15 protein-coding genes are annotated in these 23,375 nt (G+C 36.9%); 7 read left to right on the top strand and 8 right to left on the bottom strand.

Annotated elements, in window-relative coordinates:
• Positions 1-50: 50 nt before the first annotated feature.
• The 4 genes from LGQ90_RS09480 to lysS form a co-directional block, all read right to left on the bottom strand.
• Positions 51-410, bottom strand: a complete 360-nt coding sequence (locus LGQ90_RS09480) for a hypothetical protein (protein ID WP_229340493.1) — start codon at positions 408-410, stop codon at positions 51-53.
• A 96-nt stretch (positions 411-506) separates the two neighbouring features.
• Positions 507-983, bottom strand: coding sequence for a hypothetical protein (locus LGQ90_RS09475; protein ID WP_229340491.1), 477 nt, complete (start codon positions 981-983; stop codon positions 507-509).
• A gap of 128 nt (positions 984-1,111) precedes the next feature.
• The gene (locus tag LGQ90_RS09470) at positions 1,112-3,604 is read right to left on the bottom strand and encodes a zinc-dependent metalloprotease (RefSeq protein ID WP_229340489.1); all 2,493 of its coding nucleotides are present in this window, start codon (positions 3,602-3,604) and stop codon (positions 1,112-1,114) included.
• A 209-nt stretch (positions 3,605-3,813) separates the two neighbouring features.
• Positions 3,814-5,505, bottom strand: coding sequence for a lysine--tRNA ligase (lysS, locus tag LGQ90_RS09465; protein ID WP_229340487.1), 1,692 nt, complete (start codon positions 5,503-5,505; stop codon positions 3,814-3,816).
• A gap of 200 nt (positions 5,506-5,705) precedes the next feature.
• On the opposite strand from lysS, the gene LGQ90_RS09460 reads away from it, so the two are divergent.
• The 4 genes from LGQ90_RS09460 to LGQ90_RS09445 all read left to right on the top strand — a co-directional run bounded on the left by LGQ90_RS09460 (position 5,706) and on the right by LGQ90_RS09445 (position 11,113).
• A complete protein-coding gene (locus LGQ90_RS09460) occupies positions 5,706-5,864 on the top strand; it encodes a YqaE/Pmp3 family membrane protein (protein WP_229340485.1) in 159 nt (52 codons plus the stop codon).
• A 3-nt stretch (positions 5,865-5,867) separates the two neighbouring features.
• Positions 5,868-6,566, top strand: coding sequence for a lipoyl(octanoyl) transferase LipB (gene lipB, locus LGQ90_RS09455; RefSeq protein WP_229340483.1), 699 nt, complete (start codon positions 5,868-5,870; stop codon positions 6,564-6,566).
• Positions 6,567-6,720: 154 nt separating this feature from the next.
• Positions 6,721-9,744, top strand: coding sequence for a SusC/RagA family TonB-linked outer membrane protein (locus LGQ90_RS09450; protein ID WP_229340481.1), 3,024 nt, complete (start codon positions 6,721-6,723; stop codon positions 9,742-9,744).
• Between the two features lie 10 nt (positions 9,745-9,754).
• Positions 9,755-11,113 carry a RagB/SusD family nutrient uptake outer membrane protein gene (locus LGQ90_RS09445; protein ID WP_229340478.1) on the top strand — a complete coding sequence of 453 codons (1,359 nt, stop codon included), beginning with the start codon at positions 9,755-9,757 and terminating at the stop codon, positions 11,111-11,113.
• Positions 11,114-11,161: 48 nt separating this feature from the next.
• On the opposite strand, the gene LGQ90_RS09440 is transcribed toward LGQ90_RS09445, so the two are convergent.
• The 4 genes from LGQ90_RS09440 to LGQ90_RS09425 all read right to left on the bottom strand — a co-directional run bounded on the left by LGQ90_RS09440 (position 11,162) and on the right by LGQ90_RS09425 (position 16,023).
• Complete coding sequence (locus LGQ90_RS09440) at positions 11,162-12,007, bottom strand: cyanophycinase (protein WP_229340476.1); 846 nt, start codon at positions 12,005-12,007, stop codon at positions 11,162-11,164.
• 469 nt (positions 12,008-12,476) lie between these two features.
• The gene (locus tag LGQ90_RS09435; protein ID WP_229340474.1) at positions 12,477-12,878 is read right to left on the bottom strand and encodes a hypothetical protein; all 402 of its coding nucleotides are present in this window, start codon (positions 12,876-12,878) and stop codon (positions 12,477-12,479) included.
• Positions 12,879-12,960: 82 nt separating this feature from the next.
• Positions 12,961-15,393 carry a hypothetical protein gene (locus tag LGQ90_RS09430; RefSeq protein WP_229340472.1) on the bottom strand — a complete coding sequence of 811 codons (2,433 nt, stop codon included), beginning with the start codon at positions 15,391-15,393 and terminating at the stop codon, positions 12,961-12,963.
• A gap of 33 nt (positions 15,394-15,426) precedes the next feature.
• Positions 15,427-16,023, bottom strand: a complete 597-nt coding sequence (locus LGQ90_RS09425; RefSeq protein WP_229340470.1) for a ribonuclease HII — start codon at positions 16,021-16,023, stop codon at positions 15,427-15,429.
• 169 nt (positions 16,024-16,192) lie between these two features.
• Here LGQ90_RS09425 and LGQ90_RS09420 point away from each other — a divergent pair, with 169 nt between their 5' ends.
• The 3 genes from LGQ90_RS09420 (at position 16,193) to LGQ90_RS09410 (ending at position 22,705) form a co-directional block, all read left to right on the top strand.
• Entirely contained in the window at positions 16,193-19,270 is a 3,078-nt protein-coding gene (locus tag LGQ90_RS09420; RefSeq protein ID WP_229340468.1) for a SusC/RagA family TonB-linked outer membrane protein, read from the top strand.
• 9 nt (positions 19,271-19,279) lie between these two features.
• On the top strand, positions 19,280-20,692 hold the full coding sequence (locus LGQ90_RS09415) for a RagB/SusD family nutrient uptake outer membrane protein (RefSeq protein WP_229340466.1): 1,413 nt from the start codon (positions 19,280-19,282) through the stop codon (positions 20,690-20,692).
• 114 nt (positions 20,693-20,806) lie between these two features.
• A complete protein-coding gene (locus LGQ90_RS09410) occupies positions 20,807-22,705 on the top strand; it encodes a putative porin (RefSeq protein WP_229340464.1) in 1,899 nt (632 codons plus the stop codon).
• Positions 22,706-23,375: the final 670 nt, after the last annotated feature.

The raw sequence follows: 23,375 nt of genomic DNA, 5'->3' as shown, positions 1-23,375 counted from the left end.
CCCGGTCCTTTTCCTAATAAACAATTAAAATATGAGACTTAATTCTTTCTTTAATTCTTAGGAGGCTGTCTTCCTTTTCGCCTTTTTTCCTGAAGTTGTTCCCATTTTAAATATTGCTCTTCAGTAAGAATCTCACGTAATTCCGCTTTTTGTTTTTCGGTCATCTCCATTCGCTCCTCGCGCATCTTCTGTCTTTCTTGCCTGAGCTCTTTATTGGATTCCATTCTTTTGGCAAAGAATAGTTTAAGTTTTTCCTGCTGTTCCACGTTAAGATCCAATTGCATTGCTAATCTTTTAGCCCTAAGTGTCGCCATTTCGTCTTCAGAAATATCAGCTCGGCGGCTTTCTTTTTCCTGCGCGAAGACCGTAATACTTAACAAAAGAAATATCGCTGTGATCAATTTTTTCATTCTTCTTAGTTTTAAGCTTGTGGTTATTTGATTTGTGAAAACACAAAAATTTAAAAATAAAGGATCAAAAGTCCTGTTTATTATGGGTATCTCAGATTAGTAATCTGAATCGTCTTTATCTTTGTTCAGATTGTTATTCTTTTCCTTATTTTTCATCTTTCCATGCATTTTCATATCTCTTTCATGCATGGGCTCCCATTTTTTATACTGTTCAGAGGTCAGAATATCTTTCATTTCTCCCTTGAAATCCTCCTGAATCTTCATTCTTTCTTCTTTCATTTCAGCATTGTCAGATCCCCTATTTCCACTTTCGTTCATCATCTCAGCCATCATTTCTTTTTGACTTTCCAATCTCTTCATTTGTGCCTGCTTAATCTGTTCTTTCTGCTCCAGGCTTAAATTTAGGCGGGTGGTCATTTTATCGGCATACATCATTGCATGCGCCTCATTATCTATATCAGCACTCATCTTATGGGTCTTATGCTGTTTTTCCATTTTGTCTTTTTTATCTCCCTGGGCAAATGCGCCAACTGAAATAAATACAAGAACTAAAATTATACGCATCTGTTTCATCACTCTGATTTTTAGAATTACACCTACTTAAAATTAATCTATGTGGCTTAAAATCAGCAATGCTTTAACAAAAAAAAGCTACCGTTGTAACAACGATAGCTTTTAAAAAAGTAGGGTTTTTTAAAGATCTATTTAACTGGATTCAGTATAAGATCTATTCTTTTTAAAAGATCCTGCTTGTGGTAACGGGTAAGCTGATCACCAGAATTTACAGAATTCCTCAATTGTCTCTGTAATGTGTTCAATTCTCCTCGAACTATTGGTCTTATATCACTCTGAGAAACATTAACATTACTTCTTGTAATCCAGCTTCTCCATCTTGCCGGAATCTCATCCTGCTCTTCGGTCATTAAGAATTCCATTCTTTCAACATAAGCACGCTGAAGATTTCTACGGTAACGATCTATGGTTCTACCATTATATACTTCGCTCCAGATACCTCTTCTAAGATCTGTCATCATATCCATTAAGGAATAAGCTTCATCACCATTGATCTCTTCATTCTCCATCAATCTCGCCATTCTTCCGAAATCAAGGATGTTATTAAGAGATCTCTGTTGCATAGATCTTATACGTTCAATATTACCGTCGAACTCTATCTTATTGAAGATTTCCTGATTGATCATCCATTCGGGAGTTTCAAAAAGTTCATCGTTTAAGAACTCCATAGCTCTTTTCTGCTTTTCAGCATCTACGTGAGTATATACGGCACCTTCCTGATCATAGGTTTTGTACTCTTCGTAAACACCACCAATATTAGCGGCAACGTGTCCCATGTATCGGTTATACTGAGATAATACCTGGCCGTAAAGATCGTCAAGATCTTCATAATCTTTTCCGTCTTCGGCAGTCCACTCAATTAGCTTAGGTACAATTCTCTTTAAATTCTTGATCCCGTATTCACTTGCCAGCATCGCATCATCACCAAGATCTTCAGTCTGAGAACTAGGGTCGATTACGTTTCCTTGCTGTCTTCCGAAGCGATATTTAGCATCTCCTGCATGTTCCAGGATCCACTCATCAAGAACTGACTTTTCTTCTTTCGCTGTTTTTCCAGGAATTGGCTTATAACCCCATTTAATTGCATATTTATCATAGACCCCAATTTCAGGCATTAAAGCAACGTCTCCATCTTCTGGTTGCGCGATATAATTGAAACGAGCATAATCCATGATAGAAGGAGCTGTTCCAAATTCTTTCGTGAATTCTGGATCTCTAAGTTTCTCAACAGGGTAAGCAACACTACTTCCCATGTTATGAGGTAAACCTAAGGTGTGACCAACCTCGTGAGAAGATACAAAACGGATCAATCTCCCCATTACTTCATCTTTAAAAGCAACACTCTGAGCATCTTCGTTGATAGCTGCAGTTTGTACAAAGAACCAGTTTCTAAGCAGGGTCATTACATTATGATACCAGTTGATATCAGATTCTAAAATTTCACCAGATCTAGGATCACTCACGTGAGGTCCGTTAGCATTTGGTATAGGAGAAGCCAGATATCTAACTACAGAATATCTAACGTCTTCCGGGCTCCAGTCTGGATCTTCTTCTTTGGTAGGCGCGTCTTTTGCGATAATCGCATTTTTAAAACCAGCCTCTTCAAAAGCTACCTGCCAGTCTTCGATCCCTTGCTTGATAAATGGCACCCATTGCTTAGGGGTAGCACGGTCTATATAGTAAACGATCTGTTCTTTTGGCTCAACAAGTTCTCCATTTTTGAACTTCTCCATATCCTCGTCTTTAACTTCAAGTCTCCAACGGTCAAGATATTCAATAGTCTCACTCTTTTGAGCTTCTAAGCCATAATCTGTTTGTTCTGTAGTAAACCAGCCTACACGTTCGTCGAAATATCTTCTTTCCATCGGAACCTTTGGAAGAAGGATCATGGAATTACTGAATTCAAGAGAGATAGATCCCAAACTTTCATTCGAAGGTGGTTCACCGGCATTATAGGTTTTTACGTGTCTTATTTCGATGTTCTCAGGATAACTTCTAATGGTATCGATATAAGACCTGCTTTCGTCTAATCTTGAAACTTTGTATTCTTTTCTGGTTCTGTCTGGCAGTCCAAGCGCCTGGACATCTTTAGTGTAAAGATCGGTTACTTCGATCACCGTGGATTTTGAAATTGAATCTTTCCCCACAGTTTTAATATCGAAAGATTGAACGATCGGTTCAAAATTAGAATTTACAACTGCCTCATGTACTGGAAGTGTATCTGCGGCGTAAATGTCATAGGAAACTACTCTAAGAAGTACTTTATTTCCTTTTTTCTGCCATCTGTGCACTTGTGTGTTCTGTTTACCTCCACCAAATCCAATTCCGCTAGCGGTTTTGGCAATTCTAGTTACGGTAAGCATTTCGCGGTTAAAAAGACTGTCCGGAATTTCGTAGAAATATTTATTATCTACTTCGTGAACTGTGAAAAGTCCCTTATCACTTTTAGCATCCTTGGTGATAACTTTTGCGTAGGGTTTTAAGTCTCCGTCTTTCTTCTCTTCACTTTCGCCGTTTTTAGTGCTTTCTGAAGATTTTGTTTCCGGTTGAAAAACTGCACAGCTGGAAACAGACAAAGAAAGGGCTACAAGCATTAGCCTGAAACTTTGTTTCTTGATCATAAAAAAGTAATTATTTGGTGAATAACTGAATTTAATTAGGGTGGCAATTTAATTGAAAGTTAAAAGATCCACCGGTTTGGTAGTCGTTTGACTGATAATAATCTAAATGGTTTAAAGTGAAAAATGTTAAAACCTATGTTGGTTTGCAGGGATTAATAAAAAAAGCCCTGTGAGAACAGGGCTTTTATCAATTTAATATTCCAATCTAATTAGAAGATTTTTATACTTAAGGTCTCTCCTTCTTTAAAAACATCTATCATCTTATGTTTTCTCAATGATTTAATGGCTTTATCCCATTTCTTATTACTTAGCCCGGATTGTTCTTTAATAGTATCCAAGATATGAACTTCATCATTTTTCAGAAGTTTATAAACTTCCTTTTCCTCTTCATTTAATTCTACCGCTTTTTTCTCCGGCTTCATTTGCGGGAAGAATAAAACTTCCTGAATAGATTGTTTATTTGTTAAGAACATGATCAATCTATCCATGCCTATACCCAGTCCCGATGTTGGAGGCATTCCGTATTCAAGGGCTCTAAGAAAGTCATTGTCGATGAACATCGCCTCGTCGTCTCCCTTTTCTGAAAGTTTTAATTGGTCTTCAAAACGCTCTCTTTGGTCAAGAGGGTCATTAAGCTCAGAATAAGCATTTGCGATCTCTTTTCCGCAGACCATAAGTTCAAAACGTTCAGTAAGTTCAGGGTTATCTCTGTGTTCTTTACAAAGCGGACTCATCTCTTTAGGATAATCTGTAATGAAGGTAGGCTGAATAAATTTCCCTTCACATTTTTCTCCAAAGATCTCATCTATAAGTTTTCCTTTACCCATAGTTTCGTCTACTTCAATATCCATGCTTTTAGCAGCTTCGTAAAGTTCTTTTTCAGATTTGCCAGTGATATCGAAGCCAGTGAACTCAATAATTGCATCGGTCATGCTAAGACGCTTATAGGGAGCTTTGAAATTAATCTTATGTTCTCCAAAAGTAGCATCTGTAGTGCCATTTACTGCTATCGCACAATGCTCCAGCAACTGTTCAGTAAACTCCATCATCCAGTTGTAGTCCTTGTAGGCTACATAGATCTCCATGGCTGTAAATTCTGGATTATGAGTTCTGTCCATTCCTTCATTTCTGAAGTTTTTAGAGAATTCATACACACCATCAAATCCACCAACGATCAATCTTTTTAAATAAAGTTCATTCGCAATCCTAAGGTATAAAGGGATATCCAGGGCATTGTGATGAGTAACAAAAGGTCTTGCCGCAGCTCCTCCGGGAATTGACTGTAGAATTGGGGTCTCTACTTCAAAATATTCTCTTTCATTAAAGAAGTTTCGCATAGCGTTGAACAATTTTGTTCGCTTCACGAAGATCTCCTTAACCTTAGGGTTTACCGCAAGATCTGCATAGCGCTGACGATATCTCTGTTCTGGATCGTTAAATCCGTCATGTGTATTTCCTTCTTTATCAGTTTTTGGAAGTGGTAAGGGTCTTAGTGCCTTACTTAAAAGATGAAAATCTTTCACCATGACGGTCATTTCTCCCACCTGGGTTTTGAAAAGCTCTCCTTCAAGACCGATAAAATCACCTATATCCAGCAATTTTTTATAGAAATCGTTGTACTTCGATTTATCCTCGCCAGTACAAATTTCATCCCTGTTAAAGTAAACCTGGATCTTGCCTTTAGAGTCCTGAAGTTCAGCAAAAGATGCCTTTCCCTGAATTCTACGTGACATCAACCGACCGGCGATCACTACCTTTTTTCCTTCTTCAAAATTCTCCTTAATATTCGCGGTAGTATGGTCTACCGGAAATAGATCGGCAGGATATGGATTGATACCGGCTTTTCTTATCGCCGTTAATTTCTCTCTTCTAATCTGTTCCTGTTCTGATAACTGCTGCATATAATTTTTTTTATGCATTCAACAATGCGGGTGCAAATATAGTGACTATCAGGCTGCCGTACAACGCAATTAAAAGCCGAAATAATAATTCTATCTTTGCATGAAATGAGCTATAAAAGTCTTGAGTTTACAAAGAATGTTGATTGGCGAATTGCATCTGGCCTTTAAAAAAAGTATAAACAGATGAAAATTTACTTTTAATGAGTGTTTGGAGAGTTGTTTTATCAGTGCTATTCCCACCGCTGGCCGTATATGATAGAGGTTGCGGTTCTATCCTGATCGTTTTGATACTGACTCTTCTTGGATGGATTCCTGGAGTGATAGCTGCTCTCATCATTTTGAACAATCCTAAGTCATAGGTTATGAATAAGAAGGTAGAAGTACAGAATTTAGGGATTAGAGACTATAAGGAAACCTGGGATTATCAGGAGGAACTTTTCAAACAAACGCTTGATCTAAAGATCAAAAATAGAAGAGAGGAGCAGGATGTTCCCACCAAAAATTACTTATTATTTGTAGAGCATCCGCATGTATATACCCTTGGTAAAAGCGGGGATGCAACCAATCTACTGGTTTCTGAAGATGAATTAAAGGCAAAGAATGCTTCTTTTTATAAGATCAATAGAGGTGGAGATATCACTTACCACGGACCAGGGCAGATCGTAGGCTACCCAATTCTAGACCTGGATAACTTCTTTACCGATATTCATAAATATCTGCGTTTTCTTGAAGAAACGGTGATCCTTACACTTGCAGAATATGGATTAAAATCTGAACGCAGTCCCGGTGAGACTGGCGTATGGCTAGATGTAGGTACTCCATTTGCGCGGAAAATCTGTGCCATGGGCGTTAGGGCCAGCAGATGGGTAACCATGCATGGTTTTGCTTTAAATGTGAATGCAGATCTTGGGTATTTTGACAATATTATTCCCTGTGGAATCAAAGAAAAGGCTGTCACTTCCTTAAATGTTGAATTAGGTCAAAAAAAGGTGAATATGGAAGAAGTTCAGAAAAAATTGCTAAAGCATTTTGAAGGGCTTTTTCAAGCGGTAATTATTTAGAATATTTTTCATCTAAAATTTAAATATTTGCTAAAACGGATGCATTATTTCTAGTAATACCATATTTATCCTGTGTTACGTCTTTATTTTTAAGGGTTTTTTTGAATATTAATAAATATTTAAGAATTTAGATAAAACTTTAAATATTAAAAATATGATGAAAAAACTACCCTACGCAGGTGTGTTCTTTTTTTTATTTCTTACTCAAATTCTTTTCGCTCAGCAAAAGGAATTGAATGGTACAGTTACAGATGAAATGGGTATTCCTATTCCAGGTGTAAATGTGATCGTAGAAAATACAAATAGAGGAACCCAAACCGATTTTGACGGAAATTTTAGTCTGGAAGTTACGAACGGAGAGGTTTTAACGTTTAGTTACGTTGGATATTCTACTCAAACGTACACCGTTGGAGCAGAAGATGCTATAAATATTCAAATGGTAGAAGACGCTGCTCAGTTAGATGAAGTATTGGTAGTAGGCTTTGGAACTCAAAGTAAAAGAAAGGTCACAGATAATATTGCCTCTATTTCATCGGAAGAAATAAATAATGTTCCTATTCCCAGTCTTCAGGGAGCACTTACTGGTAAAGCTGCGGGAGTTCAAATAACCCAGATCAATGGTAAAGTTGAGGGAGGGGTTAAAATGAGAATCCGAGGGATTTCCAGTATTTCCTCGTCTCAAGAGCCTTTATATGTAATAGATGGGATGCCATTAATAAATGATGATGAGAGTGTTAGTGAAGCGCCTATCAACCCCTTAATTTCTTTAAATCCTAATGATATTGAATCTATAGAGATTTTAAAGGATGCATCTTCTGCGGCTATCTATGGGGCCCGAGGAACAAATGGAGTAGTTCTAATTACTACTAAACAAGGAAAATCAGGGAGAACCAAAGTTTCCATAAATAGTTCTACCGGTTGGAGTACAGCAACTAATAAATTAGATTGGTTAAATGCGGAACAATATATAGAATTGCTTTCTGAAGCCAATGCAAATTCTTATGGAGAAGAAGATACGTACTATACTGAAGAAGGTGGAGGATTTGACCAAATTGCGAATGGTACAGATTGGAGAAACCTTGCTGTAGATACAGATTGGCAGGATTACGCCTTGGTAGAGGGTTCTGTACAGGATCATACCGTTTCTGTTTCCGGAGGATCCGAGAAAACACAATTTTTTATCTCCGGAGGATATAATAGAACAGAAGCAATTATAAGAGGGAACGACCTGGAACGTTACTCTTTGCGTAGTAATCTTGATCACACTATTTCAGATAAATTTAGTGTTGGGCTTAATCTAGGAGTTAGTAAAACGCATATATCCCGAATAGGAACCGATAACTCTTTTTCCACACCTCTGCAGGCTGTTGCGCAAGCTCCAATATCTCCTGCTTATTTAGAAGGAGGTGTAATTCCTAATAATGAGTCTACCATCTATTATAATTTTTTAATGCAGGAATATAATGGAGATTGGGACTCAGACATATTTAGGGTGTTGATGAACAGCTATATAAATTATCAGATAATTCCAAGCCTTAGTTTCCGATCTGAATTTGGATATGACAATAACGGCCAAACTGAAGAATATTTTGCAGGAAGTTTGACTGAATCTGCCTCCACCAACGGATATGCTGATGCCAACTCTGTACAGTCAGATAAATATAACCTGAATAATTATTTCACTTATACTAAAACTTTCAAGGAGGATTATGATCTCGAGGTTGTAGCAGGGATGAGTTTTGAGGAAAGTACAAGAAAGAGACAGTTTGTGTCAGGAACTGGGTTTCCCTCAGATGATCTGCAAACGGTAGAAAGTGCTTCTGAAATTACCTCTGGAACATCTTCACGAACAAAATATAATTTCCTTTCCTATTTTGGTAGGGCTACCTTTTCGTTATTTGATAAATATCTGATGAAGGGAAGTTTGAGATATGATGGATCATCGAGATTTGGTGCAGATAATAGGTACGGTTTCTTCCCTGCAGCTTCGGCAGGATGGATAATTTCCGAAGAAGACTTCTTGGAAGATTCAAATGTGATCTCTCTTCTTAAACTTAGAGGTAGTTGGGGTGAAACAGGGAACGCCGGGATTGGAAACTTCGCCAGTTTAGGATTGTTTGGAGGAAGAGCCTATAATCAACGTTCAGCACTAAAGCCGGTGCAGTTGGGGAACCCAGATCTAAAGTGGGAAAGAACTACTCAGGTAGATATAGGTCTTGATTTTGGATTGTTGAGCAATCGAATTTCTGGAGAAATAGATTATTATGTAAAGAAAACAAATGATCTTTTACTAAATGAACCAATTCCGGGAACCTCTGGTTTTCCAAGTATAACCAGAAACGTTGGATCGCTTAAAAACAGCGGATTTGAATTTGTTTTGAATACCACCAATATCGATAATGACTATTTAAACTGGTCTACCTCTTTTAATCTTTCAACCTTAAAAAATGAGGTAACAGATTTGCCAGGAGGTGATATTGTTGCGGGACAGAATATTGTAAGAGTGGGAGAAACTATTTCTTCATTCTATATCGTAGAATATGCTGGAGTAGATCCAGAAAATGGAGATGCTTTGTTCTATAGGAATACTTTAAATGAGGATGGTTCACGAGATAGATCTACCACAGCAAATTATAGTGAAGCTGAAAGAATTATTATGGGAAGTCCGTATCCAGATCTTATGATTGGCTTGACAAACAACTTGAGATTTTGGGATTTTGATTTATCATTTACTTTCCAGGGGGAGTGGGGAGCTTCTCTATATAATAGCGGAGGTAAATTTCAATCGGGAAATATGAGATATGAAGATAACCAAACAGTAGACCAATTAGACAGATGGCAGAATCCTGGTGATATAACCGATGTGCCTCAGGCTCGCTTATTCAGTACTAATGGGCAACAGGATTCTTCGAGATATTTGGAGGAGTCAGATTTTATAAGATTAAGAAATGTCGCTTTTGGATATACCCTGCCATCTAATGTTTCACAGAAATTCCATGTAGACCGCTTAAGAGTTTATTTATCAGCAATAAATTTGCTAACCATTACAGATTATAGTGGATGGGATCCAGAATCTTCTTACGATAACTTAGGGAATTCAAACATACAGAGAGGGATTACTTTTTATTCCGCTCCGCCTGCAAGAACAATTACGTTAGGATTTAATATTGACCTATAAAAAATCATTTATGAAAAAATTGAGCAATTATAAAATTATATTCTCATTGCTGGCAATATTATTTTTTGCCTGTGATGATAATCTTGATATAGAACCGGAACAAAATCTTTCTCCGGAGGTAGCAACTTCAACTCCGGCAAACCTAATGACCATCCTAAATAATATTTATGGAGAATTGAGATCCAGCGATAGTTACGGCGGGGGTATCGCAATCGCTTCCGAATTAATTGGGAATGAAGGAGATCTTTCCTGGAATGGTACTTTTGTAGGTCCTGGGGAGTATAACGAAAAGGCTATCCTGGCTGATAATGGTTTTGTCGAAGATATTTGGATGAATGCTTATGATATTAATAATCAGGCAAATATTGTATTGAGTAACCTTGACGTCTTTGAGGATGAATCTGAAAGAAATGCAGTTGAAGGAGATGCGAAATTTCTAAGAGCCATTACTTATTTTGATTTAGTTAGATTGTTCTCGCAACGCTATGATCAGGATGGGGGGAATACACAGCTTGGTGTGCCTATTGTAACGGAGCCTGTTCTTGATGCTTCTTCAATTACTTATCCTGCGAGGAATACCGTTCAGGAAGTCTACGATTTTATATTATCAGATCTTACAGATGCTAATGCTCTTCTAGCTGAAGATAATGACTATTTTGCTAATAAATATAGTGCCCAGGCCTTGTTGGCCAGGGTGTATCTGGAGATGGGAAATTATGCAGGTGCACGTGATGCCGCCAATGAGGTTATAGAAAACAGCGGAGCTTCTCTAACTGCAACTTTTGAGGAGGCTTTCAATAATTCGGTAAACTCTTCCGAAGATCTTTTTGCAATTCAGGTCACAGGTCAGGATGCAAGTGAGCAGGGATTTAATGTTTACTGGGCCGGATCAGATTTTGGAGGAAGAGTGGGTAATCCAGATATTTCTGTGAATGAGGTTCATTTTGATAAATATGATGATATGGAAGATGACCGTGCAAATTTCTTCTATACTACTGATGATGGCACTGCCACCACAAAATGGCAAAATCAGTTTGGGAATATTCCTATTATTCGTTTAGCTGAAATGTATCTCATAAGAGCCGAAGCGAATGAACGTTTAGGAACCGAAGTGGGTGCAACCCCTTTAGAAGACATAAATACTCTTAGAGAAAGAGCTAATGCCAGCTTGTTTGATTCTGTAGATCTGGATGAAATTTTGAAGGAACGAAGAAGGGAATTAGCTTTTGAAGGCTTTGCTTTATTTGATGCTAAAAGATTAAAAATGGATGTTGGAGACATAGATTATAATGCAAACAGTTTAGTGCTGCCAATACCATTAAGAGAAATTGATGCTAATCCTGAACTTACTCAGAATCCGGGATATTAAAATCTAATTCAACACAACATAAAAAGGCCAATTCAAAATTGGCCTTTTTTACATTTTAAATTTATCACCGTTTAAGTAAATACTCATTTTGATGTTTTTTGCAGCCAGTTTCTCTTTTGAATTATTTACGGGTTTATCTGGATTGCTAATCACAATTACCTGTGATTCTCCAACGACTTCAGAAATATTGTTTCTTATTAGGATAGCGGTAGATTCGTCAATACCAATTCCTGTAATTTCTGGAAACTCTATAACAGCAGTTAACAGGCGGTTATAGCGGCTCCGTCTCACGAAATGCTGATCTATAATCACATTTTTTATGAGGCCCAATCCTTCCTTTAGCTCGAGATTATCTTTTTCAAGATGTAGAAAAGTGGAATGGTATTCGGGGTGCTTAAGTTCGGTACCGGTGATCATTTTCTTACTCATAACCGCGGCGCCTGCACTTGTTCCTGCGATCATTCCACCATTTTGATAATTTTCATGAATCGCCTGTTCCACAGGAGTGTTTTTAATTGCCTGCATAAATCTGTCCTGATCCCCTCCGGAGATATAAATAAGATTTGCATTTCTTAGCGAATCCAGTCTTGTTGGAGCGATCTTTTCATTTTTACTGAAATTAAACCCTACTATATTCTTCATTCCCAGTTTTGTAAATTGCTTTTTTGCATAGAAAATAGCCGAATCTGGCTCGGAACTGGCCATAGGTAAAATTACGCCATATCCTCCTTTATCTATTTCCGACTCCCTGATAATGCGCTGTACCATTTCCACCGGGCGAGAACCTCCTCCAATAATGAATAAAGTTCCGCTTTTGTTTTTATTTTGGCCATTTGCAAGCGTGATAACTAACAATCCTATTAAAAGGATCTTTTTTTGGAAAAATGTATTCATGAGGATTTTAGCTTTTAATTGAAACTGTAAGTTAAAATTTATAAAGCAATATCTCATTCTCTTCTCCTTTTACTATAAGTTCCAGTCTGGAATAAAGATCGGGATTTGCAATATCTACCTGGGAGGTTCCGTAGATGGGGAAGCCAGGGAGTAATTCTGCATTTCGATCAAAAACATAGACTTTTTGAGCCTGTAGATCGGTTATAGCGATATAAGCTTTTCTGCCAATCCCAGATTCTTCATGGAAACTGCACCGCTTTGTCTTACTGAACTTACTCAGAATCAGGGATATTAAAAATCTAATTCAACACAACAGAAAAGGTCAATTCAAAATTGGCCTTTTCTGTTATCATATTATCTTTCTGATAATTACAAAAACCTGTATCGTAGAATTGATTTTTTCCGCAGGTTTTGTCTTTATGGTAGAATGAATTAAATGTCTTCTGATCTTTATATATAAAAGGATTCTCTATTCATAATTGACATTCTGAGCCAGTAATATTTTTTCGCTGGCTGTGCGGGAATAATAGACCGCTCTTTTAGCTTTTTCCAAATGAATTGTAGCCTGGGTGCGGGTGATGACATTTTTCTTTTTAAAATGTACTTTTGCTGCGATAGCTTCCTGAATTATATTTTCAGAATTCAAGAATATCTTCTCTACTTCACAAATATCTTCCGGGCAAAGAAGCTCTCCCTCTTTTATACGGGTTTCATAATCAAAAAGCAGGTCGTAAAGATCGAAAGATTGTGCTACAATAGAATCAATACTTTTTATCCCGACAATTCCCGAGGGTCGGTTTAGCTTTTTCTGAGAACTTAGATCTGTACAAAAGCATAAGAAAATCGAGAGAAGAATTAACTTTAGTTTCATAACTATTCATTCATAGTTATTCGTGCAAAGTTAGAACTCTCTTCTGATTTTTCTAATAGGGGACAGCCTGTAAACTTATGCATTAGAATTCATAAAGAAGTATCTCATTCTCTTCTCCCTTTACAATGAGTTCCAGTTTAGAGTCCAGATCGGCATTTGCAATATCTACCTTTGAGGTTCCGTACACGGGGAAACCAGGGAGTAATTCTGCATTTATATCAAAAACATAGACTTTTTGAGCCTGTAGATCGGTTATAGCGATATAAGCATTTCTGCCAATTTCAAATAATTGTGGATCTGTATATAATCCAAAATCCAGGCTGAGCCTTTTGTCATTTATAGATAATTCATTTTCATTTAAATAGACCAGGAGATCATCATTCGCTACTACCCGATGATTATCTGCCAATCCTAAATTTTTCCTGGAAACCGCACCGCTTTGTGTTACTGAAATCAGATTAGAATCAGGTTCAGAAGAAATGAATTTCCCGTCATAGCCATACCATTCATTTTCTGAATAATTAAAATTCTCATTAACAGGCACTCGTATGCTTCCCTGTCTGCTTAAAATATTCAGTCTACCCGATTCTTCAGCAATAAGAATATAATCTTTTGAACCAAGTCTTATATGTTTTGGTGCTTTTACAATATTAGCTTTGGCATTTTCAAAGTCGAAGCCTTTAATAGACTTTCCTTTGGGTCCAAGCATGTAAACCCTCTTGTTTTGCGTTAATACAAATCTATAAGTCCTATTATTATCATAATCAAAAACCGCTAGAGGCTGAGTGAGCGCTTCATTGAATTTAACAGGAAATGGCTTGACGCTATTTCCATTTCGGTCCAAAACTTCAAGCTGATAGCCAGTTGAGAAAGCGAGCTGTTTATTGCCGTTTTTAAAAAGATCAACTTCATGTATTTCCCCGGTGATCTGGCTATCCAGTTTCTTTTTCCAGAAAACTGTTCCTTTATTCGAGATAAGATATAATGTATTTTTCTCATCCTGCACCGCCATATCCATTTGGTCTGTTTCATGATTCTTAAAGAAATAAGGCGTTAGGTTTACCGGCGCATCAAGTTTGAAATAAGCTGTCTGCTCCGCACCGCTCCCATTCATCTTTTGGCCTTCAGAATTTGAAAATATGCCGTGAAGATGGGCGAAATTATCTTCGCTGATTATTTGAAAAGCAGCGAGGCTATTTTTTTTAAAGCTAAGTTTTTCTGATGCCGGAGATTTGTCAAGGCTTGCATAGAATTCCGGTAAGCGGGAGACCATGAGTATGGAAGATGCTGAAGAGAGAGAAGAAGTTAGTTCAGAATAATAGCTTTTTCCAGCAATAGTATTTGAATTCTGATAATCTGCGATCGCTTTTTTAAGGGGATCAATCTCATTTGAGAATATTATAAAATGATCCACTATTCCGTAGAACCGATTTTCCTTGATCAGCATAAGCTCCGGAATGGGATTTTTAAAAATTCCCGGATTCTCTAATTCGAATATGGGAGTGTTCCGGTAATTTTCGACTTCCACTCCTAATCCGGCGAGATTCTCCTTGGCGATTTCGATTTCTACCGCATTAAGAACGAAAAGATTACCAGATTTTAATTTTATTGAGGCAAGTTCCCGGACATATTGCAGTATTTCCGGAAACTCTCTTGCAATACTGTCTTTAGAATAATTATTTAGATTCTTCTCAAGGCTGTCGAAAGAGGAGAAATTAACAGAATAAAAACTCAGGAAATCTGACGGACATACTTTAGCAACCTCTGCTTCTTTAGGATTGACTCCGGAAAGAAGATTCATAAAACTATTATTACCGGGAAGACTTATGCCGTTAAGCTTCATCTCAGATTTAGTAATGTCCAGGTCTAATATACTCCATTCTGAAAAATTCCTGAAGCCTGGAAAGTTGAAGTTTTCAAAAAGGCCTGTAATTTTTTTAAAAGCAGAATTTCTTAAAAAAACTGAAGTCTTATTTGGATCGGCTGCATTATAAGCATTCTTAAATGTTTCTGATTTCAGTAGGTTTTTCCTCTGGGCGATATCCAGGATTTTGGTTTTGGAATTACTTATAATACTTGTAGTGCCGGTTTCATATAAGAAGAATTTATCATCTTCAATAGCAATTCTCTGAAGTTCCACACCATCTTCCTTTAAGGTCTCTACACTTTTATTTTGAAGTGAATCCAGTACAACCAGTGCGGAATCTTTTTTGGTGGTAATTGTGTAAACCATCGTTTCAGAAGAAATACGCGAAAGGTTTATTCCGGTTTTGGATCTTAAATTTAAGTGTTTAATAAATTGTAATTGGCTGCTAAGTCTTTCCTGTAAACCAAATTTACTTTCCTTAATAAAGCTGTTGTTTTTAAGGTTTTCAATAAATTCTGGGAGGTTGGGGGTTAAAATAATAGCTTCAGTATCATCTGGGATATGATTGGTTAAGCTGAATTCAGCTTCTTGGTTTGTAGAACAGGCGAAGACAGAAAGTATTATAGCAAATACGATGAATCTTTTCATGGTTGGATAGTGGGTTTGAGCAAAAATAGCAACTTAGAATTCAATCTTCAATTGATCAGGGAGTAGTTTGAAGGTTTTTCGGTGATATTTTGTGATTCCATGCTTTTCAATTGCCGCCCTATGCTCCCTGGTGGGATATCCCTTATTCTTTTTCCAGTTATAGGCAGGGAATTCTTCATGAATCTTTTCCATATAATTATCCCTATTGGTTTTGGCTAATATGGAAGCTGCCGCAATAGACATGAATTTACCATCCCCCTTAATTATGCAATTATGACTGATATTTTGGTAAGATTTGAACCTGTTTCCATCTACAATAATATGCTCCGGATCCAAATTTAACTTTTGTAGAGCTCTGTGCATGGCTAATATGGAAGCGTTTAAAATATTTATTTCATCTATTTCTTCCATAAAAACATGTTCCACTCCATAAGTTAATGCTTCAGCTTCAATTTGCGATTTTAGTAGTTCCCTGTTTTTTAAACTGAGTATTTTGGAGTCATTTAGTATCTTACTTTTAAAGCTTCTAGGTAGTATAACAGCAGCAGCAGTAACGGGTCCCGCGAGACAGCCTCTTCCAGCTTCATCGGTGCCTGCTACTGTTAATTCAAGATTATAATAATTAAGCATTCGCAAGTTTTGTATTGAAATTTTACAAATATATTAAGATGATTAGGGAACAGGACGATAAAGATTAGGCTAAATGTTAAAGTTTGGATAAGTTAAAATGAAATTAATTTTGGTTTATTAAGAATTTATTATGATTTTTGGCGCAGGCTAATTCAAATTTAACGAAATAATGAAAAAAAGATTACATGGATTTCTAACACTGTTACTGGTGTTAGTGGTGCAAATTAGTTTTGCACAACAGAAAACCGTATCAGGTACGGTTGTGGATGAAGACGGTTTGCCTGTGCCAGGAGTAACAGTTATGGTACAGGGAACTGGAGAGGGTACTCAAACAGATTTTGACGGGAATTACAGTATCTCTGTAAACCAGGGTCAAAGGTTGGTATTCAGTTTTGTTGGTTTTGTTTCTCAGGAAATTCCTGTAGGGACATCCAGCGTATTAGATGTTACAATGCAAACTGATGTAGGAAAACTTGAAGAAGTTGTCGTACTAGGTTATAGTACAAAAGGGGTAGAAGAAGTTACTGGATCTTCAGTAACTATTGGGGGTGACGAAGTTGCTCAGATTCCTGTTCCTTCTGTAGAACAAGCTTTACAAGGTAAAGTTGCCGGTGTTCAAATTTCTATGTCTTCTGGTACTCCTGGTTCTACTCAGGATGTTCGTATCCGTGGTCTTAGTTCCTTGGCGCTTAACAACGAACCTTTATATGTAATTGATGGGGTGCCGGTTGTAAACAATAACAATAGTGGTAGTGCTAACCTTAGTTCGCTTAACCCTCTTGCAACTATCAATAGTCAGGATATCGAAAGTATCACTGTATTAAAAGATGCGTCTGCAACTGCAGCTTATGGAGCCAGAGGTTCTAATGGGGTAATTGTAATTACTACTAAGAGTGGTTCTAGTGGAGAAACTAAATTCTCTTTTAACTCTACAGTTGGTTTTCAAAATGATGCCTATAACGAAAGAGAGTACTTAACAGGTCAGCAACGTTATGACCTATTAATTGAATCTTTGGTTAACTCTTATGGAGCTAACGGTGTTAATGGTGATTTTGGATTTACTGATGGGAATGCTCTGCAATTAGGAGTTGATTTTGGTATCCTGGATCCAGATGTATTAGACTTCGATCCTGCGGTTGATGGTTATAACTGGGATCAGAATATCAAGAATGAAGATGCATTGACTCAGAATTATACTTTTTCTGCTACAGGTGGAGATGAAAAGTCTAATTTCTATGCTTCTTTAGGTTACAACAAAACTGAAGCTACTGTAAAAAGTGTTGATTTCGAAAGATTGAACGGAAGTTTTAGTTTCGAAAGAGAATTGAGAGATAATTTGGATCTTTCAACGTCTATAAATGTTTCAAATATTAGACAAAATCCAATTCTTGAGCAGGGATCTTTCTTTTCAAATCCTTTTATCACAAGAACTTTGATGAGTCCTTTCAATAGTAGATTTAATGACGACGGAACAGAGAATATCGACCTAAAATTCGGTTCTCTTCCAAATATCTTCTATGTATTGGAAAATAACTTTAACAGAAACATGTTAACCAGAGCTATCTCAAATACAAAGTTAGATTGGGAACTGTTTGATGGTTTAACATTTAGTAACAGAATAAGTTTAGATTATCAATTAACCGAGTACAAGTCTTTTATCAATAGATATGAAGGTGATGCTGAAGATTTGAATGGTTATGCTGAAAGTAGTGATGAAAAGAACTTTAACTGGGTTTACCAGGGATCTTTAAACTATGTATTCACACTTGGTAAGGATCATAATTTTGATGCTACTGCTTTATTTGAATATCAGAACAACCAGAATTCTTACCTTTACGGTTATGGAGAGAACTTTCCAACTGATGGATTGATCAATATTGCTTCTGCTAGTGCTAACTTTGATGCTTTTTCATCTTTTTCAGATTGGATTAACTCATCTTACTTAGCTTTATTGAACTATAACTATGCTGGAAAGTATGTTTTAGATTTAACTTACAGACGTGAAGGATCTTCTAGATTTGCTCCAGGAAACAGATACGGAGATTTTGGTTCTGTAGGTGCTGCTTGGAACATTCATAGAGAAGAGTTCATGAACAATGATATTTTCAATACTCTTAGATTAAGGGGTTCATATGGTATCACTGGTAACAACAGTGTTGATATCAATGCTTACCAGGCTTTACTTGCCTTTGGAGGTGATTATAATGCCAACGGAGCGGCTACTCCATCACAGTTTGGAAATCCAGACCTAGAGTGGGAAAAGGGTAAAACTTATGACGTAGGTGTTAACTTTGGTATGTTTGACAGTAGATTAACGGGTTCTTTCGCATATTATAACAGAACAACTTCAGATCTTCTACAAAATGTACCATTATCTTTGACTACTGGATTTTCTGGTCAGGATAGAAACGTTGGAGAAATGGAAAACTCAGGTATAGAAGCTCAATTAACTTATGAGGTAATTCGTACTCAGGATTTCTTATGGAGTGTAAACGGTAACTATGCTACGGTAGATAACGAAGTAACAGAACTAGCTTTAGGAGCTGATGGAGAACCATTAGATCCACTTGCAGGTAGTTCTTACAAAACAACTAGAGAAGGTCTTCCTGCAGCTGCTTGGTTCATGAGAACTTACGCTGGAGTAGATACTCAAACTGGTTTACCTACCTGGTATGTGAACGGTGTTGACGGTGAAGTTACTTCTAATTATAATGCAGCTGAAAGAGTTTATCAGGGTGCTTCTGCACTTCCTACTTACTCAGGAGGTTTTGGAACTCGTGTTCAGTATAAAGGTTTCTTTGCTGAAGCAAATGCATATTTTGCAGGTGGACACAAAATTTACGAGCAGTATGCACAGTTCTATTTAAGAACTAATAGCTTTACTTTAGGTACTTATAATGGTGCTCAGGAATTATTAGATAGATGGCAGCAGCCAGGTGATGTAACTGATGTTCCTCAGTTAGCCTTTGGAGGAAGTAACAACTTCCATACTACTAACTCTCGTCATTTATTTGACGGAGATTACATCAGACTTAAGAATGTTGCTTTAGGTTATAGCCTTCCATCTACATGGGCACAATCTGTAGGTATTGATGGTTTATCTCTTACTTTGAGAGGTACAAACATCGCTACCTGGGTGAAAGATGATGGACTTAAATTAGACCCTGAGGTGAGAGCTAATGGTTATACAACTCTTACTACTCCTCCTGTTGAGTCTTATACTCTAAGTGTTAACGTAAACTTTTAAAAAATAACTATGAAATTTAAATATTTATTAATTACAGTTTTGACTGTGGGGCTTTTCGCTTCATGTTCCGAGGAGGATCTGGATCCAACTTTGGCACAGTCGAAAAGTATTGAGACAAGTATCAATACAACAAACGATCTTGAGGCCGTTTTGAACGGAGCTTATGATAGAATGTCAGCATCTGCTTACTATGGTAGAGATGTAGTTGTCCTGGGAGATATATTCTCAGACAACGTTTATTCAAATGCTAATTCTAACCGTTTTGTGGTTGAAGGGCAAATGGATTTAAACTCAGAATCTGGAATTGTTGAAACGCTATGGGCTCAAATGTACGGTGTTATTGCTTCTGCAAACATTGTGATCAATGCTGAGAACATTGAAGGTGATCAGGAAGTTTTAGATCACCTTAAAGGTCAGGCGTATGCTTTAAGAGCTCTTGCGCATTTTGATCTTGTGACTTTCTACGGTCAGCAGAATGTACAAGGTGGAAGTGAAAGCTCTGTTGGTGTACCTTACGTTATGACATTTAGAGATAATGAGAATCTTTTCCCTGCTCGTAATACAGCGGGAGAAGTAAAGCAGTTTGCGTATGATGATCTTGATATGGCTTCTAGCCTAATGTCAGAGTCACTTAATGATAATGCTGTATTTATTACTACTTATGCCGCAGATGCTTTAAAGGCTAGAGTTGCAGCTTACTTTGGTGACTGGCCTACTGCTCTAACTGCTTCTAAAGCCGTTATTGATTCTGGAGCTTTTGATGTTGCCACTGAAGATGAGTTCTTATCTACTTTTGCATTAGCAGGTGGAGTGAATACTATATTCGAGATTGCTTTTACAGCAATTGACAACCCTGGGATTAATGGTCTTGCTAATATTTATCAGGATACTAACTATGGTGATGTTGTAGTACTTCCTAATCTTGCAGCTATCTACGGTGAAGACGATGTAAGAGGTGTTCAGGATGTTGCGGAAGATGGAACAGTTACTGATCCTGGTGTAATTCAGGTTGATGCTGCTGGTCTTTTCCGTAATATTGGAAAATATCCTTCTATCGCTCCTTATGATGATAATGTTCCGGTTATTAGATATGAAGAAATCGTTCTTATCTATGCAGAAGCATTACTTGAAACAGGAGGTGCAGATGCTCTAACCTGGTTGAACATGATTCCTATGAATAGAGGTGCTGAACTTTATACAGAAGCTACCAAGGATAATATTCTACTAGAAAGAAGAAAAGAACTTGCATTTGAAGGATTCAGATTCCATGATCTTGCAAGAACTGGAAAAGATATTCCTACTCCAGATCCAGTACAGCAAACGCATGGTGGACCAATGTATGGTGATTATAACTTCGCTCTACCAGTGCCATTTGCAGAAGTGGATTCAAATGCTAACATAGATCAGAACTTTGGATATTAATTTTTAATATCTTTTAATAATAAAAACCACCCAATTCGGGTGGTTTTTTTGTTTTAATAAACTTCAGCTATCTTTCGTTAATTATTATATTTTTGTCCATAAGTCTTTATGTACATGAGAAAATTCCTTTTTTGTCTTATTTTAATATCTTCTTTCCAGGCATGGAGTCAGAATCCTGATAAAAGCGAAAGAATGAATACTTCAAAGAAGAAGGATAGCATGCCACCTATTGAAGATTATAAGATCATTTCTGTAAAGAACGATACCACCTATCTGGATACCACCTTAACAATATTAAAAGATTATAAATTCAATTACCTGCGTAAAGATAATTTTGAGTTATTGCCTTTTTCAAATACCGGCCAGCCCTATAATAGTTTAAGCCTTAGAAAAGATTATAAAAAAACTTTTCCTGAGCTGGGTGCAAGGGCGAAACATTTCGCTTATATGGAGGTAGAAGATGTTAATTATTATCATGTTCCTACTCCCTTAACTGATCTTTATTTCAAAACCGTCCCAGAACAGGGTCAGCAACTTGATGCCTTGTTCACCGTAAATACTTCAGAAAATCTCAATTTATTCATTGCTTATAAGGGAACACGCGCTTTGGGAAGATATCAGCATATTCTAACCAGTGCTGGAAATTTAAGGATGGGCTTTAGTTACCATTCAGATAATAAAAAGTACCAGGCAAAAGCACATTTTGCTTCGCAGGATCTTTTAAATGAAGAAAATGGCGGACTGGATAGTCTGGCCATAACCCAATATATTAATCAGGAGCCGGAGTTTGATGACAGGTCGGTTTTATCTGTGAATTTTGAAAATGCTGAAAATATCCTTTTTGGGAAACGATTCTTTTTAGATCATCAATATACGTTGACGAAGGTTACCGATTCTACGAATATGCTCAGTATAGCTCATGTTTTTGATTATAGCTATAAGAAATTTGTTTTCAATCAGGATTCAGCCGAAAATGAATTATTTGGCGAGTCCTTTGAGTCAAGCAATCTTAATGACGAAACCAGGTTAAAGAATCTGTTCAATGAAGTTTCGGTGAATTATGCCAATAATTTATTAGGAGAGCTTTCTTTTGGAGCGGGACATACTTTTTACGATTATGGTTATAATTCAGTCTTTATAAAGTCTGGAGATACTATAGGAAATCGTATCAACGGAAATTTATTGCATGTGGTGGGCTCCTATAAAAAGAAAATAGGCGGCTTCGGTCTGGAAGCTGATGCGAAATTGAACCTTTCCGATGAATTCTCCGGAAATTATATTGCTGCAACTGCTTCTTATGAGTTCAATAGAGATAATTGGATACGTTTTGGGATCAATCAAAATAGTACTGCTCCAAACTTTAATTTCCTTTTATATCAAAGCGATTATTTAAATTATAACTGGCAGAATGAATTTGATAATGAAGTTTCTCAAAGACTTTTTGCCGATTTTAAATCGAAAAAGCTTTTTGATATTTCTGGAAGTTTATCACAAATAGAGAATTATACTTATTTCTCCACAGATGATAGTGGTAGTGTGAAACCTTTCCAGGCCGGGTCGCAGGTTCGGTATCTGAAGCTTCGGGCAGAGAAAGAATTTGATTTTGGTTTATTTGGCTCATACAATACTATAATGTATCAGAATGTTCTGGAGGGCCTTGGGGTTTTTAATGTTCCTGAATTTGTTACCAGGAATTCTATTTATTATAAAGATTTTTGGTTTGATAATGCACTTTATCTACAGACAGGATTTACTTTCAAATATTTTTCTGAATATGAGATGGATGCTTACGATCCAGTTTTAGCTGAATTTTATGTCCAGAATTCTCAAAAACTTGGAGGATATCCTATGCTGGATTATTTCTTTAATGCTAAAGTAGACAAGGCAAGAATATTTTTTAAGCTTCAAAATTTGAATGATCTTATAGATTCCAATAACGATTTTTCTGCTCCAGGCTATCCCTACACCGATTTTTTGATCAGATTCGGACTTGTTTGGGATCTTTTTCTCTAGATTTTCAGGAGGGCCATTGCTGAATTCTTTTCTTATTGTGTATTTAACTGAATTATTCTATAACCTTTTCAGTTGAAATCTGTCAATTCAGTTGTGTTTTGATTGAAAAGATTCCATTAACATAAAAATAACTAAAATAGTAGATTGCTATTGTGTAATCAAAAATCAACTGTATATTTGCAGCCGCTTTGAGAGCAAGGCGTAAGTTCACTGAGAGTACTGGGAGTAAGCAATAGCAAGGAAAAGCCTTGAAAAAAATAATTAATTTTTTTAGGAATTAATTTGGTTGGAGAGCAAAACTCGTTTTATATTTGCACCCGCTTTGGAAACGAAGGGATGTTCATAGGGGGAGAAGGAGTTAAGGAGTTGCTACTGAAAGCTTTAAAAAGAATCAAAAATTTTTATTAAAAAGTTTTGGTTGGGAAAGAAAAAGCGTTGTATATTTGCACCCGCTTTGAGAGAGAGCAAGCGTTCATAAGTACAGATTGAGAATAAGAGAAACCGCCAGACGGGGCGTAATTTAGAGAGGTTCGAATCCTCAGGTTTTAACAAGAGAATCCCTTTTGGATTCGGTTGATTCTCCCTTTTGGGGAGATGTCCGAAGGACAGAGGGGTCGTTCATTGATATATTGAATTGACAAGGATTTTATTTAGCGATAAATAAAATCAA

The sequence above is a fragment of the Christiangramia sediminis genome, from assembly GCF_020552705.1.
Taxonomy (GTDB): Bacteria; Bacteroidota; Bacteroidia; order Flavobacteriales; family Flavobacteriaceae; genus Christiangramia; species Christiangramia sediminis.
The sequence above is the reverse complement of the archived record's forward strand: the minus strand, read 5'-3'. Positions and strand labels throughout refer to the sequence as shown.